The sequence below is a fragment of the Flavimobilis marinus genome, from assembly GCF_900113055.1.
Classification (GTDB): domain Bacteria; phylum Actinomycetota; class Actinomycetes; order Actinomycetales; family Cellulomonadaceae; genus Flavimobilis; species Flavimobilis marinus.
This window is the reverse complement of sequence record NZ_FONZ01000001.1, coordinates 660,221-676,719: the sequence shown is the minus strand read 5'-3', so window position 1 is coordinate 676,719 and position 16,499 is coordinate 660,221. Positions and strand designations below refer to the sequence as shown.

Below are 16,499 nucleotides of genomic sequence, written 5' to 3'. Positions count from 1 at the left end.
TCGAGCCCTAGTTGACGTGGAGCTCCACGATCTCGTCACCCAGCTGGGCGAGGAGCTCGTGACGCGCGTCGCGGCGGCGACGCTGCTCGGCCGGCTCGGGCACCGGCGCCGCGGCGAGCAGGCGCTTGGTGTACTCCTCGCTCGGGTTCAGCAGGACGTCCTCGCGCTTGCCCTGCTCGACGACGCGGCCGTCCTGCAGCACGACGACGCGGTGCGCGAGCAGGTCGATCACCGCGAGGTCGTGGCTGACGAAGATGCAGCCGAACCGGTACCGCTCCTGCAGCGCCGTGAACATCGCGAGCACGCTCGCCTGGACGGACACGTCGAGAGCCGAGGTCGGCTCGTCCGCGACCAGGAGCTCGGGGTCGAGCGTCAGGGCGCGCGCGATGCTCACACGCTGTCGCTGACCACCAGAGAGCTCGTGCGGGTAGCGGTTGAGGGCCGAGCGCGGCAGCTCGACGGCGTCGAGCAGCTCGAGCACCTTGGCGTCGCGCGAACGGCGGTCACCCACCTGGTGCACCTGCAGCGGCTCGGCGATGCACTCGCCGATCGGGAAGCGCGGGTTCAGCGAGGACGCGGGGTCCTGGAAGACGACGCCGATGCGCTTGCGCAGCGCCTTGGCGTCCTTGCCGCGCATCCCGTCGAAGCTGTGACCGAAGATCTTGACGTCGCCACTCTCGGCCGGGATGAGGCCCAGCGCGCAGCGCGCGATCGTCGACTTGCCAGAGCCGGACTCGCCGACGAGGCCGACGATCTCCCCGGCGTTGACGGTGAAGGAGACCTCGTCGACCGCACGGAAGGGAGCCTTGCCGAGCCGCTTGTACTCGACGACGAGCTTGTTCACCTCGAGCGCCGGCACCTCGCCCTCGGGCAGGACCTCCTGGTCGACCGGGGCGGTGCCGAACTGCCCCGGGCCCTGCCCGAGGTGCGGGACGGAGCCGAGCAGGCGCCGGGTGTACTCGTGCTGGGGACGGGTCAGGACCTCGTCGGCCGTGCCGGTCTCGACGATCTCACCCTTGAGCATCACCGCGACGCGGTCGGCCATGTCGGCGACGACGCCCATGTTGTGGGTGATCAGGAGGATGCCGGTGTCCAGCTTGTCCTTGAGCGAGCGGAGCAGGTCGAGGATGTCGGCCTGCACGGTGACGTCGAGCGCCGTCGTCGGCTCGTCGGCGATGATCACCTTGGGGTTGCAGCTGATCGCCATCGCGATCACCACGCGCTGGCGCTGGCCGCCCGACATCTCGTGCGGGTACTGCTTGACGCGGCGCTCCGGCTCGGGGATGCCCACCATGCGCAGCAGCTCGACGGCGCGGGCGTCCGCGTCCTTGCCGAACGCGATGCCGTGCAGCTCGAGGGCCTCGGTGAGCTGGGTGCCGATCGTGAGGACGGGGTTGAGCGCCGTCATGGGCTCCTGGAACACCATCGCGACGTCGTTGCCGCGCATGGTGCGCAGGCCCTTCTCGTCGAGCTCGCCGATCACCTGGTCACCCACGGTAATGGTGCCCGTGACGCGGGCGTTCTTGGGCAGCAGGCCGAGCGCCGTCATGGACGTCACGGACTTGCCGGAGCCGGACTCGCCGACGAGTGCGAGCACCTCACCGGGGCGCACCTCGATGGAGATGCCCTTGACGGCATGCACGGTGCCGAACTCGGTGCCGAACTTGACGTCGAGGTCGGTGAAGGACAGGACCGGCTCGGTGCCGGGCATGGAGATCGTCATCAGTCCTTGTTCCTGTTCTGACGCGGGTCGAACGCGTCGCGCAGACCGTCGCCGATGAAGTTCACCGTGAGGGCGATGGCGAGGATGAAGAGACCCGGCCACCAGAAGAGCCACGGACGCGTCGTGAACGCGTTCTGGTACTGGCTGATGAGCGAGCCGAGCGACACGTCCGGCGGGCGGACCCCGAAGCCGAGGAAGCTGAGCGCCGTCTCCAGCAGGATCGCGGACGCGATGGACAGCGTCGCCGACACGATGATCACGCCGACGGTGTTCGGCAGGATGTGCTTGAAGATGATGCGCCGCGATCCCGTACCGATGGCGCGTGCCGAGGCGACGAACTCGCGTTCACGCAGAGACAGCACCTCGCCACGCACAAGGCGGGCGAGCCCGGTCCACGTCACGAGGGCGAGCATGAGCGCAAGGCCCCACACGCCCCAGCTCGCAGCGATCTTGCCGAGCACGGCGGCGAGCACGAGCAGCGGGATCACGATGACGAGGTCGGTCAGGCGCATCAGCACCGACTCCACCCACCCGCGGTAGAACCCGGCGAGGCCGCCGATGATCGTGCCGATGACGGTGGACAGCAGGCCGACGACGAACGCGATCAGCAGGGAGATCTGGGTCCCGCGCATCACGAGCGCGAAGTAGTCCTTGCCGGTCGAGTCCTGCCCGAACGGGTGCTCCCCGAGGGTGAACGGGAAGAGGCTGAGCGTGGGGCTCCCGCCGTTGATCACGTTCGCCGCGCGCGTGTAGTCCTTGTCCCACCATCCCGGGATGGGGCCGACGCCGATCGAGCTGATCGCGAGGATCGTGACGAAGACGAGGACGATCATGGACGCCATGGCGCCCTTGTGCCGCAGGAAGCGGCGCAGCACGAGCTGGTTCTGGCTGTAGGACTTCTGCTCGGTCGTGGTGGTGGTGCCCGTCGCGGGCTCCATCATCGACGTCTCCGGGTTGATCCCTCCCCCTGCCGGGGTCGGGACCTTCTCGGGCCGGTGGGGGGTGTTCGGGTCAGTCATTGCGCTCTCCGCTGTCGGTCGCGCCCACGCACGTGGGGCTGGTCGCGCTGGTCAGGACGATCATGCCGATCACCGCCGGATCCGCGGGTCGAGCCCCGCGTAAGCGAGGTCGGCCGCGAGGTTCATGAGCACCGCGGCGGTTCCGGTGACCAGGAAGAACGCCATGACCGGGGCCGGGTCCACGGTCTTGAGCCCGGTCTGGAAGAGCTCACCCATGCCCTTCCAGCCGAACACCTGCTCGGTGATGATCGCGCCGCCGATGAGACCTGCGAAGTCGAAGGCGACGATCGTCGTGATGGGGATCAAGGCGTTGCGGAACGCGTGCTTGACGATCACGACACGCTCCGAGAGGCCCTTCGACCGCGCGGTGCGCACGTAGTCCTGCTCGAGCACCTCGAGCATCGACGACCGCGTGTACCTCGTGTAGGAGGCGACCGACACGAGCGTCAGGACGATGGTCGGCAGGATGATCTGCACGCCCTTGTCCAGGAACGACTCCCAGAAGTCGCCGGTGAAGTTCGGGGTCTGCGAGCCGATCGTCGAGATCGGGCGGCTCTTGAGGGACAGCAGGCCCATCCAGCCGGCGACGGCGCGGTCCACGACGATGAGGAACGCCATGACCACACCGACGGCGACGGAGACGCCCATGGCCAACCGCCGCGAGTAGCCGCCCCAGAACCACCCGCTGACCGCACCGAGGACGACGACGAGAGCCAGGATCGCGAGGAGCGACAGCCAGGTGGGCTCCCGCAGGACGGGGAGGAACGCGAAGTAGACGGCGAGGCCCGCCCCGACCGTGGTCAGCGCTGACCACATCACCTTGCGGTTCTTGAGGCCGGCGAGCAGGGCCGTGATCCCGACCGCTGCGGCCACGCCGACGACGAGGATCAGGACGGCGCCGAACGCGGGGCGCCGGAACCACTCGACCGCGGAGAAGTAGTACATGACCGCGCCGACGAAGACGAGGGTGGCGCCGGCGGTGAGCGCGCGTCGCTTGAGGTCACCGCCCATGACGGCCTGGACCGCGATGCCGAGGAGACCGGCGGTCACGAGTATCTGCAGGGGTGTGAACGTCGGCTCGACGATCCAGTCGTTGAACCGGATGGCGCCGTACTCCTTGAGGAGCACCGCGGCCCAGAACACCGGCAGCGAGAAGAAGAGGAAGGCCAGGAACGTCACGACGTAGTCGAAGCCGGAGTACTGGCGGATCGCAGTGAGGATGCCGACCGTGATGCCGATGACGATGGCGAGCACCGTGGCGAGGACGACGAGGCGGAGCGTCGACGAGGCAGCGTTGCCCAGGAGGCTCGTCACCTCCACGCCGTTGCGGTTGGTGCCGAGGTCGCAGTTCAGGGTGACGCATTTGGCGGCGCCGGTGAGCCATTCCCAGTAGCGCGAGTACCAGGGCTGATCGAGCCCCATGTAGGCGGTGCGCTGGCGGATCAGGTAGTCACGGTTGTCGGCGTTGCTCTCACGAAGGTCCTCGATGGGATCGCCTGAGTTGATCGTGAGGACGAAGAGGAGCAACGATCCGCCGAGCAGGACGAGGAAGGAGATTCCCATCCTGCGCAGGATGAACTTGGTCAACGAACTCAACCCTTCAAGTTCTTTACGTCGGTCGAAGATGGCCAGCTAGACCGGGTGGGGCGTCGCCGTAAACCACGCAATGATGCCACGGGTTGGGCAAGAGACCGTCATCGCGCCGCTGGGGTGGAGGCTCTCGCCCCCACCCCAGCGGTCTTGCTCTCAGCGCCGGGTCGGGCCCGTCACCGAGGTACTGCTGCGGTGCTCACGCACCAGCGTCGATCAGGACGCGCGGACCCACTGCTCCGCGTTCCACGCCACCGTGTTCTGCGTGGCGGTGTCACGGACGTTCTGGATCGTGGAGTCGTACGCGACGACGCCCGGGTGAGCGAACAGCGGGATGCCGAACAGCTCGTCCCAGAGGGCCTTCTCGATGACCTTCGTCTGCTCCAGGTGGACCGACTCGTCGAGCGTCCCGACCAGGGTGTCCCAGGCGGCGTCGACCGTGTCGGACTTGAAGCCACCGTAGTTCTGGCCACCGGTGCTCGCGTAGATGTTCTGACCCGAGGTGATCTGGCCGGAGCCAGCCCAGGCGAACAGCGCAACCTCGTAGTCGCCGTCCGGCAGGGTCACCGCGAAGAAGTCAGCGTTGCCGACGTCCTCGATCTCGAAGCCAGCCTGGTCGCAGCTGGACTTGATGAGGGCGACCTCTTCGGTACGACGCTGGTTCGGGGCGGAGTAGCCGATGCGCACCTTGACGGGCGACTCGACGCCGGCCTCGGCGATCTTGGCCTTGGCACCCTCGATGTCGACCTCGTCGTAACGACCGTCGTACGCGGCCGAGACGACCTCGTCGTAGTTGTCCTGGAAGGGGAACACCTCGCGAGCGTTCATCACGGTCGCGTTCGGGTCGATCGGCTTGATCAGGTTGTCGATGATCTGCTGACGCGGCACGCACATGGCGAACGCCTCACGCAGCTCGAGCGAGTCCGCGAACACGCCGGAGTTGAAGTTGAAGTCCAGGTGCTCCCAGGTCAGCGACTCGCCCGTGAGGAGCGAGACCGCGTCGCCGAGGCCCTCGATCTGCTGGACCGTGTCGACGGTGGCCTGCGGCTCGATGATGTTGAGGTCACCGTTCTGCAGGGCCTGCACCTGGGCCTCGGGGGCCACGAACCGGTAGACGAGCGTCTTGGTCGCGGGCGGGGTGCCCCAGTAGTTCTCGTTCGCCACGAGGGTGACGGACTGGCCGGCCTCCCACGCAGACAGCTTGTACGGGCCAGACACCGGAGTGATCTCCGGGTCGGGCAGCTCGCCGGCGTTCGGGGACAGCCAGCCGGTGTTCCAGAACTCGGCCGCGGGGCGCAGGGCCTCGACGTCCTTCTCCTGGATCGCGGTGACGAGCTCCTCGAGCGACATGCCAGCCTGCTCCGCGACGACGTGCGCCGGGAAGGCAGCCGAGATCTGGATCTGGTAGTCCGGGTTCGGCGCGCTGTACTCGAAGGAGAACGTCTTGCCGCCGGCCTCGCCCGTGGGGCCGGCCGGGACGAGCTCTGCCATGTCGAGACCAGAGACGTGGTTGAAGAGCGGCTTGGGGTCGCCCTCCTCGGTCTCGCCGTCGGCGATCGAGCGCGCGGCCCACTCGAGGAGGTAGTCCTCGTACTTGATGGGCTCGCCGTCGGACCAGGCCGCGGCGTCGTTCAGCGTGTACTCGACGACCATCGGGTCCTCGGAGGTCACCTCGAAGGTGCCGTACTCCTCGTCCTGGTAGATCGCGCCGTCGGTACCGAAGTACATGAAGCCCGAGAACATCCGGTCGTTGATGACCGAGTTGTACGTGGAGTAGGTCTCCGGCGTGTTGCCGTTGTACCCGAGCCACTCCTCGCCACCGAGCGTGTAGTAGATCGTGTCGTCAGCGGTGACGACCTCACCGAGGTCGGCCTTGCCGGTGTCGGTCGGCTCGACGCCACCCGTGCCACCGGTCTCGCTCGTGGTGGACGACGTGTTGGGCGTCTCGGGGTCCTCGGACGCGGTGCAGGCGCTCAGCACGAGCGCACCGCTCGCGAGCAGAGCGACCGGCGCGGCCATTCTCCTGATGTTCAATGTTCCTCCTCATAGGGCTGGCAGCTTCCCGGTGTCGCCGTCGACATCGACAGCCATCGACGTCCGGCGTCCACGGTGTGGTGATGGGAACCAACCTTGGTTGTGGAGGACGTTACACAGCAAATCCCTTGCCCTCGGCCAGTTCGCGCCTTTTAGGAAGGCAATCGTTACCAACCCGGAATGTCACGGAAAGGTCACGGAGCGTCGAGCCGAAGATGTCAGCAGGCCTGGACCAGAGCCGATCACGCACCGTCGGTCTCGCCTGCTGGACACCGTCGGTCCGCCGCATAAGCAGAACTGAACGAGACGCGGACCACACCTGCGAGCGCAATCCGGACGTTTCTCGTCCCATGAGCGCCTGTCACCCGACTTACGTCTCACTGTATGGACGGTTAACTTCCTGTAACATCTGCGCGTCCATCGCGAGCAGAGGAGACCGGACGTGGCGATCGACCGGCTCAGCACGCGCCTCGAGGGCACCCTCGCGGACTGGAACGACGAGCGCGGCTTCGGCTTCATCGCGCCAGCGACGGGCGGTCCGAGCGTGTTCGTCCATGTCAGCGCGTTCCCCCGTGGCCGACGCCCTTCTCGCGGCTGTGCCGTGTCCTACGCCGAGGGGGTAGGAGAGCGCGGGCGCCCGCGGGCGTACCGGGTGCAGTACCTGCGGCAGCCGACCGCAGGTCCCGGACGCGGCCGTCGGGTCGGACGCGGGGGCGGGGGCGAACGCGGGCCCGGACGCACCTGGCCCGCCCTCGTCGTCGTCGGAGTGTTCGCCTCGGTGCTGCTCGCGCTCCTCGCGCGGGACCAGCTCCCCGCGCTCGTCGTCGGCGCCTACGGCGGCCTGAGCGTCGTGGCGCTCGCCGCCTACCGCGCCGACAAGGCTGCCGCGCAGCAGGGCCGATGGCGCACGCCCGAGTCGACCCTGCACCTGATCGGCCTCCTGGGCGGTTGGCCGGGCGCCCTGGTGGCCCGCCCCCTCTTCCGCCACAAGACGAGGAAGCAGCCGTTCGTCACCGTCTTCTGGCTCACGGTGGTCGTCAACTGCGCAGCTGTGGCGTGGCTCGTCCACGCAGCGCCGTTGGGGTAGCACCGGTGGCTAGGCTCGTGGGATGGCAACGGCTCTCCTCGTGCGGCACGGCCGCACCACAGCAAATGCCACCGGGCTGCTGGCCGGTCGGGCTGTCGGCGTCACCCTGGACGAGATCGGGCGTGAGCAAGCAGCTCTGGCCGGAGCCCGGCTCGCGGCCGTCCCCCTGGTCGCGGTGGTGTCGAGCCCGCTCGAGCGTTGTCAGCAGACCGCCCAGCACATCCTCGACCGCCAGGTGGGCACTCCGTACGCGTCCGTCGATCTCGATCTCACCGAGTGCGACTACGGGCAGTGGCAGGGCCGCAGGCTCACCGAGCTCGCGACCGAGGAGCTGTGGCCGCGGGTGCAGTCGCAGCCGTCTGCCGTCGTCTTTCCCGGCGGCGAGTCGATGGCCGCGATGCAGGCTCGGGCGGTGGCAGCGATCCGTCGCCACGATGCAGCCGTCGAGGCCGAGCACGGGCCCGAGGCGGTGTGGGTCGCGGTCAGCCATGGCGACATCATCAAGTCGATCCTCGCCGACGCGCTCGGCATGCACCTCGACCTGTTCCAGCGCATCAACGTCGGCCCCGCATCCGTGTCGGTCGTGCGCTACGGCGCCAGCCGGCCGAGCGTCCACGCGACCAACACCGACGCGGGTGATCTGTCGTGGCTGTCGAAGGGCATCCACGCGGGCGATGCGCCGGTGGGCGGCGGCGCAGGGCACGAGGCACCCTCGACCGACGACGCCTAGAGTGTTGAGATGCCTGCACGCGTTCACGAGTTCGACTGGCCTGATCGGGCCGTCATCGGCACCATCGGCCTTCCGGGGGCGCGCACCTTCTATCTCCAGGTGCGCTCCGGGACGCGGGTGGTGAGCATCGCCCTCGAGAAGCAGCAGTCGGCTCTGCTCGCGGAGAAGATCGACGAGATCCTCGACCAGCTCATCACCGTCGAGGGCAACCGCTTCAGTGTTCCCACGAGCACGCCCCCGCAGCTCGTCGACAACGACGATCTCGAGGCCGTCGAGGAGCATTTCCGCACCGGTGCGATGAGCCTGGGCTGGGACCCGACCACGGCCCAGGTCGTCCTCGAGGCCTACCCCGTCACGGAGGTCGATGCTGACGGCATCGATGAGATGCCCGACGAGGACGGCGCTCCCGAGACCGAGATGCTCGTGCTGCGGATGCCGGTAGGCACCGCCCGCGCTTTCGCCCAGCGCACCCGCGAGGTCGTGGGCGCCGGGCGCCCGGCCTGCCCGTTCTGCGGCTACCCCATCGATGCCGACGGGCACACCTGCATACTTCCCGAGGACTGATGTCGGCGACGGACCTGGTGACCGCCGAGCTGACGATCGCCGGCCGCATCACGACGGCTTCCAACGCCACGTTCCTCGGCGCGATCGGAGAGACGACCGTCGTCTACAAGCCGATAGCCGGCGAGAGCCCGCTGTGGGACTTTCCCGACGGCACCCTGGCGCACCGGGAGGTGGCCGCCTACCTGGTCTCGCAGGCCCTCGGCTGGGGCGTGGTGCCGCACACCTGGCTGCGCGACGGTCCGCTCGGCGAAGGAATGGTCCAGCTGTGGCAGGAGCCAGACCCGGACCACGGTGCCGTCGACCTGGTCGCGACCCACGACGTGCCGAGCGCGGGCTGGCGACACGTGCTCGAGGGACGGGACGAGCACGGACGGTCCGTCACCCTGGTCCATGAGGACTCCCCGGCGCTCCGGCGCATGGCCGTGTTCGACATCGTCGTCAACAACGCCGACCGCAAGGGCAACCACATCCTTGCCATGGCGGACGGCCACCGGCACGGCGTAGACCACGGACTCACCTTCCACCGTGACCACAAGCTGCGCACGGTCCTCTGGGGATGGCTGGGAGACGCTCTGAGCGCGGAGGAGCGCGACGGGCTCGACCGGCTCAGCGAGGAGCTGCGCCAAGACCTGGGAAGCAGTCTGGCGGACTTGCTCAGCGCCCCAGAGATCGAAGCGCTCGCCGCTCGCTGCTCCAGGTTGCGGACGGGAGGTCGGTTCCCGGCTCCCGCCGGTGAGATGCCGGCGGTTCCCTGGCCGCTGTTCTGAGCTCGCCTACACGTTGAAGCGGAACTCGACGACGTCGCCGTCCTGCATGACGTAGTCCTTGCCCTCGATACGCGCCTTGCCTGCAGCACGGGCGGCCGCGACGGACCCGGCCTCGACCAGGTCCTCGAAGCCGATGACCTCAGCCTTGATGAAGCCTCGCTCGAAGTCGGTGTGGATGACGCCCGCAGCCTGCGGGGCGGTCCAGCCGCGGCGGATCGTCCAGGCGCGCGACTCCTTGGGGCCGGCCGTCAGGTACGTCTGCAGGCCGAGCGTGTGGAAGCCGACGTTCGCGAGCTGGTCGAGCCCGGCCTGCTCCTGGCCGTTCTCCGCGAGCATCTCCTTGGCCTCGTCCGGCTCGAGCTCGACGAGCTCGGACTCGAACTTGGCGTCCAGGAAGATGGCGTCGGCCGGGGCGACGAGCTCGCGAAGCTCGGCCTGGAAGGCCTCGTCCGCCAGACCGGCGTCGTCCGTGTTGAAGACGTAGATGAATGGCTTGGCCGTCATCAGCTGCAGCGCGGAGAGCTGCGCGAGGTCGAGCTTCGCGGCGGCGGCTCCCGCGAAGAGCGTCTGCCCGGACTCGAGCAGCGCCTGCGCGCCCTTGGCGGCCTCGAGGAGGGCGGCGTCGCCCTTCTTGATCTTGACCTCCTTCTCGAGGCGGGGCACCGTCTTCTCGAGCGTCTGGAGGTCCGCGAGGATCAGCTCGGTGTTGATCGTCTCGATGTCGTCCTTGGGCGAGACCTTGCCGTCGACGTGCACGACGTCGGGGTCGGCGAACGCGCGCGTCACCTGGCAGATTGCGTCAGCCTCGCGGATGTTGGCGAGGAACTTGTTGCCGAGCCCCTCCCCCTCGCTGGCGCCGCGGACGATGCCCGCGATGTCGACGAACGACACGGTCGCGGGCAGGATGCGCTCCGAGCCGAAGATCCCGGCGAGCACATCGAGGCGCGGATCCGGCAACGGCACGACGCCGACGTTGGGCTCGATCGTCGCGAACGGGTAGTTCGCGGCGAGCACCTGCGCGCGGGTCAGGGCGTTGAAGAGGGTCGACTTGCCGACGTTGGGCAGTCCAGCGATTCCGATAGTGAGGGCCACGGTCGACCAGTCTAGGGCGCACGCGCGCTCGGGGCGGCGGGGGCGGGAGGAGCGGCCCGGATCCATGGTCCCGATCGTTGTCGTGTCAGTGGCTCTGTCTAGCGTCGTGGGCATGGCAGGGGCACAGGACGGACAGGTCGCACAGGGCGGGACAGGGGACGCTCTCTCTGCGGTGACGACTGTCCTCCCCCGGTGCCCGGCGAGCCTCGCAGGTCTCGGCCGCTGCGCCGGCACCGGGTTCACCGTGTGCGACGCCTGCGAGTCGGTGTGGGCGTGGCGGGACGCGGAAGCGCTGCGGTGCCCGCCCGAGCCCCCTGCGGAGTGGTTCGAGGACGACGTCGACGACGCGCCTGCCCGGGCGAAGGCCGCGCCGCTCAGCGGGCGCGAGCTCGTCGCGGCGCGCCCGTCAGCCCACCTCGTCGCGGCGCTCGACGACGTCGCTCTCGGCGACCTGGACGACTACGACGTCGTCGAGGTGGTCGCGGCCTGGGACCGCGTCGCGTCGTGGGTCGCCGCTCGCCAGCTGCAGGCCGTGGCGACGCTCGCCAAGCGGGACGCCATGAACCCCCTCTGGCCAGCGAGCGCGGGTAACGTGGCCCGTCCCAACGTGACGGGAGAGGAGCTCGCCATGCGCCTCGGTCGGTCGCGCCGCGCGGCGGACGCGTTCGTCGACCTCGCTCGCGCGCTCGACGGCCCGCTCACGCCGACCGCCGAGCTGCTCGAGCGCGGTGAGCTCGACATCGCTCAGACGACGGCGATCCACCGCGGGCTGCACGACGTCCCCGTGGCGGGCTGCCTGGACGTGCAGGACGCTCTCCTCGACCGGGCTCCGGTGCGCACGCCCGCTCAGCTCACGGGCGACGTGCAGCGTGCTCTGATCGCGCTCGACCCCGGCGGTGCCGCTGGCCGCGTGGCGCAGGCCGCGCGAGGGCGGCGCGTCGAACGCCCGCGCGCGCTGCCGCACGGCATGGCCGGGATCTGGGCTGTGCTGCCCGCTCCCGAGGCGCTCGCGGTCGACGGCGAGCTCGACGCCCGCGCGCGGACGCTGCGCGCCGCCGGAGACCCACGCACCCTCGACCAGCTGCGTGCCGACCTCTTCGCCGGGACCCTCCTCGGCGTCGGTAGCCCGACGTGCACAGCACGACCGCAGATCGTCCCGCCGGCGCTGGCTGGCCAATCCCTTGGGCTGTCTGCCGAAGCCCTCGGGTTGCCTGGCGCGACTCCCGGCCTGCCTGGCCAGCCCCTCGGACTGCCTGGCGACGCTGGTGCGCCCGTTGGCGAGGCCACGCCTGCTGACCTCGACGTGGTCAGCCGGCCACGGGCCCGTGCGCGGCGGTCGCAGATCAACGTGACGGTCTCCCTGACCACCCTGCTCGGACTCGCCGACGAGCCGGCCGAGCTCGCGGGATACGGTCCGATCGACCCTGCGACCGCCCGTCGCCTCGCCAGCGAGGGGACGTGGCGCCGGATCATCACGGATCCCCGTTCCGGAGCGGTGCTCGACGTCGGACGCACGCGCTACCGCCCGCCAGCGGACCTCGCCGACTACGTCCGCCACCGCGACCGGGCCTGCGCGCGTCCCGGCTGCTCCGCGAGCGCGCACACCGCCGAGCTGGACCACACCGTCGAGTTTCACCGCGCGGGCGGCACGACGAGTCACGACAACCTCGGACCGCTCTGCCGGCGGGATCACCAGATCAAGACCGACGGGGGCTTCGCGCTGGCCCAGGAAGCGCCGGGCAGTACGTCTGGCGCACCCCGACCGGGCATCGCTATGCGTACCGCCCCGGCGCTCCCCCACCGGGGCAGCATCCAGCGCCGGGGCAAGGTCCGGTGGCGGAGGAGCATCCGGTGGTGGAGCAGGACCCCGCGCCGGGTCAGGATCCGGCTCCACGCCATGAGGATCGGCCGAACGGGGCTGGCGAACCGCCGTACTGATCACGGTCACGGGCACTGCTCCACGCCCAGCCCTACGATGCGCCTGTGGCTCAGACGCGCGCATCGGAGAACGCTGTCCTCGTCGGCATGCTCGCGCTCGTGTCGCTCGGCGCGTTCGAGTCGCTCGCCGTAGCGACCGCGATGCCCACGATCGCCGCCGCGCTCGACGGGCTGCATCTCTACGCCCCCGCGTTCGCCGTCACGCTGGCGACGTCCGTCGTCGGGATGGTGCTCGCTGGCTACTTCACGGACCGCTCGCGCCCGCTGTACACGCTGCTCGGCGGCGGCGGGGTCTTCGTCGGCGGGCTGCTCGTCGCCGGCGCCGCCGGGTCGATGTGGGCCCTGCTCGCCGGTCGCGCCCTGCAAGGGCTCGGCGCCGGTGCCTATGTCATCGCGCTCTACGTCATGGTCGGCGAGGTGTTCTCCCCCGCTCGCCGCCCCCGCGTCCTCGCCATGTTCTCCGCCGCATGGGTGCTGCCGTCGCTGATCGGGCCAGTCATCGCGGGCGTCGTCGTCGAGGCGCTCGGCTGGCGGTGGGTCTTCCACGGCGTTGCTCTCCTGGCCGTGCCCTCAGCGCTCCTCATCCTGTGGGCAGCTCGGCACGGTGAGGATCGGGCCCAGGCCGAGACACAGAGCACGATCCACATCCCGAGCGTGGCGGCGGAGAGCACGGTCGAGACCCCGAGCGCAGTCGAGGCCCCGCGCACCCCGCGGGCCGCGATGCTCGTCCGGCTAGCGCTCGCCGCGGGCGCGGGCGCCGGCGTCGCAGTGATGTCGGTGGCTTCCTCGACCACAGGCCCAGGCCGCGCCGTCGGGCTCGCCGTGGGCGCCGTCGTCGTCGCTGTCCTCGGCCTGCGGCTCCTGCCTGCGGGCACGCTCACCGCCCGCCCGGGCCTGCCCGCGCTCGTCGGGGTGCGCGGCCTCATGGCGGCGGCATTCTTCGGCGCCGAGGTCTACCTGCCGCTGATCCTCCAGCACGAGCGTGGCCTCAGTCCCGCGCGCGCCGGGACGATCCTCACGGTCGGCGCGGTGACATGGGCGCTCGGGTCGGCGGCACGATCACGCTCAGCCTGGTCGAGCACCGCGTTCCTCCGGCTCGGGTCCGCTCTCGTCGCGACCGGCGTCGTCGTCGTTGCGTTCCTCACCTGGGCGCCGGCGCCGACGGCCGTGGCCTGGACCGGGTGGGCACTCGCCGGGCTCGGCGTGGGCATGGTCTACCCCACGCTCTCGCTGCTCGTCTTCGAGATCGCGCGCCCCGGCGAGCAGGGTGCGGGCATGTCGGCCTTGCAGACCTCCGACGCGCTGTCCACGGCGTTCGCCCTCGCGCTGGCCGGCGCGCTCATCACCCCGCTCGTCGCGCGCCTCGGCAGCACGGGGTACCTCGCCGGGTTCGGGCTCTCCGTCGCGCTGGCGGTCGTGGCCGGTCTCGTCTCTGGACGCATCCAACCGCACGCGAGCGGCGACGACGGCGTCAGTCCAGCTCGCGCAACGACTGCATGAGCTCGGGGGTGCGTGCGTCGTACCACCGCGCCCCGAGACGCACCCCGGAGGTGAGCACCACGCCACCGATGCCGACGCCCGCCACGAGTGCGGCCCACCCGACCGGCTCCGACTGCGCATGCACCGCTACGAGCGCCAGCACCGCCTCCGGAGCAACGAGCACGACGAGCACCAGCCAACCGATGCCCTGCACCACGAGGTTGGCGGTCGCGGATCCCTGCGGCGCGTTGAACGGGCCGTCACCAGGTTTCGGCACCGCGTACAGGAAGCGTGCCGAGATGGCGCTCGATAGGCCCAACGTCGTCGCGAAGATCCCCACGGTCAGACCCGCAGCTGCCGGGAGCGCGTCCCACCGACCGGTCCAGGCGACCGCCCCGAGCACGAGGACGGTGAGGATCGGGCCACCCACGGCCACGGCCGCGAGCGCTCGGCCCGCGCGATCAGCCGCGCCGGGGAGCCCGGTCGCCGCGTGCAGCCAGAACGCCGTGCTGTCGTACGCGACGTCCGCCGAGATCGTCCACGCCACCAGGAACGCGCACAGCGGCGCGATCGTCAAGAGCACCACGAGGTCGTTCCCGCCCGACACGATCCCGAGCACGACGGGGAGCACCGGGATGAGCGTGAGGCTCCCGACGTACCGCGGGTCACGCAGCCAGTAGGTCAGGCACCGCGCCGCCACGGCGCTGGTCGCGCCGCCCGCGCTGCCCAGGAGGCCGACGCCGAGCGCGCGCCTCGCGCCTCCCGCGCCTGAGGGCGGTGTCACGAGGGCGCGGCCCAGGAAGTGGTGCCAGACGGCGACGAGCGCGGCGAGCGTGCCGAGGGCGACGACGAGGTGCCCGCCGGCCCGCGCCCAGTCGCCGCGGGACACGTCGACGCTCACGGCCCACGCAGCGCCGACCGGCGTCCACGAGACCACCTCGACGAGCCCCGGGATCGCGTCGCGCCCGACGGCCGCTGCCCGGCCGATCTGGATGAGGACGGGTCCGAGGAGCAGCACGGGCAGCAGCGCGATGACTCCGGCGACCTCGCGGAAGCGGCGCGAGTCCATGATCGGTGCGAGTGCCGTCGTCGTCGCCCGAGATCCCGCGACGCAGGTCGCGACGACGACGGGGGCCATCAGGGCCGCCGCCGCGGCTGCGGCCAGATCCGGCACCCACAGCGCCACGGGCAGGAGCACGACGACGACCGTCGCGATGCCCGGCATGCCGACGAGCGCAGCGAGCCCGAGGCCCAGCAGCAGCGTGCGGCGCGGCACGGCGAAGGTCGCGAACCGGTACGGGTCGAGCGTGGAGTCCACCCCGAAGGCGAGCAGGGGCAGCAGCCACCACGCCAGCACGAGCACGGACCCACCGAAGACGACCGTGATCTCCCAGAGCTCGAGCGACACCCGCCGCGTCGCGAGCAGGCCCAGCGACGTGAGCCCGAGGAGCACTACCGTGTTGAGCAGGCCGAGCAGCAGCCCGACGACCTGCCAGGTGCTGCGCCGCAGACCGTTGCCGAGCAGCTGCAGCTTGAGCCTCAGCAGGTGCGCAACCACTCGAGCCCCTGCATCCCGGTCCGACGACCGCCGACCAGGTCGACGAAGGTGTCCTCGAGCGTGCGGCCACCACGGACCTCGTCGACCGTCCCGGCGGCCAGCACATGACCGTCGGCGACGACCGCGACGTGGTCGCACATGCGCTGGACGAGGTCCATCACGTGCGAGGAGACGATCACGGTGCCGCCGCCCCCGACGTACTCGCGCAGGATCGCCCGGATGTTGCTCGCCGACACCGGGTCCACTGACTCGAACGGCTCGTCCAGGACCATCAGGCGCGGCGCGTGGATGATCGCCGCGGCGAACGCGACCTTCTTGGTCATGCCCGCGGAGTAGTCGACGACGAGCTGGTCCTGGGATGCCTCGAGGTCGAGAGCCGCGAGCAGCTCGCGGGCGCGGCTCGCCACCATGTCGCGGTCCATTCCCCGCAGGAGGCCTGCGTAGGTCACCAGCTGGAGCCCCGTGAGGCGGTCGAACAGCCGCAGGCCGTCCGGCAGCACGCCGATGATCCGCTTGCCCGCGGTCGGGTCCGCCCAGAGGTCGACGCCGTGCACCCGCACCTCGCCGGCGTCGGGCCGCAGGAGCCCGGTCGCCATCGAGAGCGTCGTGGTCTTGCCCGCGCCGTTGGGGCCGACGAGCCCGTAGAACGAGCCGGCCGGCACCGTGAGGTCGATCCCGCCGACCGCGACCTTCGGCCCGAACGACTTCCACAGGCCACGGAGCGCGAGTGCCGGGACAGGAGCCGCGGCCGCCGGGCCAGGCGGCGGAGGCACGGTGAGTGCCACCGGCGGTTCCGGGTGCGGGGCAACGCGCCGTGCTTCCATGGGCCGAGCCTAGGGCCTGGGCCACGGCCCGGCAGGGTGGGCGCCGGGTGAGCGGCAGGTGGGATCGCGCTGCGGGCGACCGGTGACCAGGACG

At 70.4% G+C, this 16,499-nt stretch carries 13 protein-coding genes; 6 read left to right on the top strand and 7 right to left on the bottom strand.

Features of this window, described 5'->3' with window-relative positions:
* Positions 1-7: 7 nt before the first annotated feature.
* The 4 genes from BMZ30_RS03035 to BMZ30_RS03020 form a co-directional block, all read right to left on the bottom strand.
* The gene (locus tag BMZ30_RS03035) at positions 8-1,723 is read right to left on the bottom strand and encodes an ABC transporter ATP-binding protein (protein WP_093374920.1); all 1,716 of its coding nucleotides are present in this window, start codon (positions 1,721-1,723) and stop codon (positions 8-10) included.
* On the bottom strand, positions 1,723-2,664 hold the full coding sequence (locus BMZ30_RS03030; RefSeq protein WP_229828444.1) for an ABC transporter permease: 942 nt from the start codon (positions 2,662-2,664) through the stop codon (positions 1,723-1,725). Before BMZ30_RS03030 ends, BMZ30_RS03035 begins: the two co-directional genes overlap by 1 nt.
* Before the next feature lie 147 nt (positions 2,665-2,811).
* On the bottom strand, positions 2,812-4,329 hold the full coding sequence (locus BMZ30_RS03025; protein WP_093374916.1) for an ABC transporter permease: 1,518 nt from the start codon (positions 4,327-4,329) through the stop codon (positions 2,812-2,814).
* 219 nt (positions 4,330-4,548) lie between these two features.
* Positions 4,549-6,366, bottom strand: a complete 1,818-nt coding sequence (locus BMZ30_RS03020; protein WP_093374914.1) for an ABC transporter family substrate-binding protein — start codon at positions 6,364-6,366, stop codon at positions 4,549-4,551.
* A gap of 442 nt (positions 6,367-6,808) precedes the next feature.
* Between BMZ30_RS03020 and BMZ30_RS03015 the strand changes: the two genes are divergently transcribed.
* From BMZ30_RS03015 to BMZ30_RS03000, 4 genes are read left to right on the top strand one after another with little or no spacing between them, the layout of a single operon-like run.
* Positions 6,809-7,453 (top strand): DUF1294 domain-containing protein, encoded by a 645-nt coding sequence (locus tag BMZ30_RS03015; RefSeq protein ID WP_219810173.1) that lies wholly within the window; start codon positions 6,809-6,811, stop codon positions 7,451-7,453.
* A gap of 22 nt (positions 7,454-7,475) precedes the next feature.
* On the top strand, positions 7,476-8,183 hold the full coding sequence (locus tag BMZ30_RS03010) for an MSMEG_4193 family putative phosphomutase (RefSeq protein WP_093374912.1): 708 nt from the start codon (positions 7,476-7,478) through the stop codon (positions 8,181-8,183).
* Between the two features lie 9 nt (positions 8,184-8,192).
* On the top strand, positions 8,193-8,747 hold the full coding sequence (locus BMZ30_RS03005; RefSeq protein ID WP_093374910.1) for a DUF3090 domain-containing protein: 555 nt from the start codon (positions 8,193-8,195) through the stop codon (positions 8,745-8,747).
* The gene (locus tag BMZ30_RS03000; protein ID WP_093374908.1) at positions 8,747-9,514 is read left to right on the top strand and encodes an SCO1664 family protein; all 768 of its coding nucleotides are present in this window, start codon (positions 8,747-8,749) and stop codon (positions 9,512-9,514) included. Before BMZ30_RS03005 ends, BMZ30_RS03000 begins: the two co-directional genes overlap by 1 nt.
* 6 nt (positions 9,515-9,520) lie before the next feature.
* Here BMZ30_RS03000 and ychF read toward each other — a convergent pair whose 3' ends face one another.
* The gene (gene ychF, locus BMZ30_RS02995) at positions 9,521-10,606 is read right to left on the bottom strand and encodes a redox-regulated ATPase YchF (RefSeq protein WP_093375705.1); all 1,086 of its coding nucleotides are present in this window, start codon (positions 10,604-10,606) and stop codon (positions 9,521-9,523) included.
* Between the two features lie 112 nt (positions 10,607-10,718).
* Between ychF and BMZ30_RS02990 the strand changes: the two genes are divergently transcribed.
* Both BMZ30_RS02990 and BMZ30_RS02985 read left to right on the top strand, forming a co-directional pair.
* Positions 10,719-12,677: an HNH endonuclease signature motif containing protein gene (locus BMZ30_RS02990; RefSeq protein ID WP_143073117.1), complete on the top strand. Its 1,959-nt coding sequence runs from the start codon at positions 10,719-10,721 to the stop codon at positions 12,675-12,677.
* Positions 12,590-14,044 carry an MFS transporter gene (locus BMZ30_RS02985; protein ID WP_093374904.1) on the top strand — a complete coding sequence of 485 codons (1,455 nt, stop codon included), beginning with the start codon at positions 12,590-12,592 and terminating at the stop codon, positions 14,042-14,044. Before BMZ30_RS02990 ends, BMZ30_RS02985 begins: the two co-directional genes overlap by 88 nt.
* Here BMZ30_RS02985 and BMZ30_RS02980 read toward each other — a convergent pair.
* Positions 14,016-15,581, bottom strand: a complete 1,566-nt coding sequence (locus tag BMZ30_RS02980; RefSeq protein WP_093374902.1) for a hypothetical protein — start codon at positions 15,579-15,581, stop codon at positions 14,016-14,018. The genes BMZ30_RS02985 and BMZ30_RS02980 overlap by 29 nt on opposite strands.
* Complete coding sequence (locus tag BMZ30_RS02975; protein ID WP_093374900.1) at positions 15,563-16,405, bottom strand: ABC transporter ATP-binding protein; 843 nt, start codon at positions 16,403-16,405, stop codon at positions 15,563-15,565. The genes BMZ30_RS02980 and BMZ30_RS02975 overlap by 19 nt, the downstream gene beginning before the upstream one ends.
* Positions 16,406-16,499: the final 94 nt, after the last annotated feature.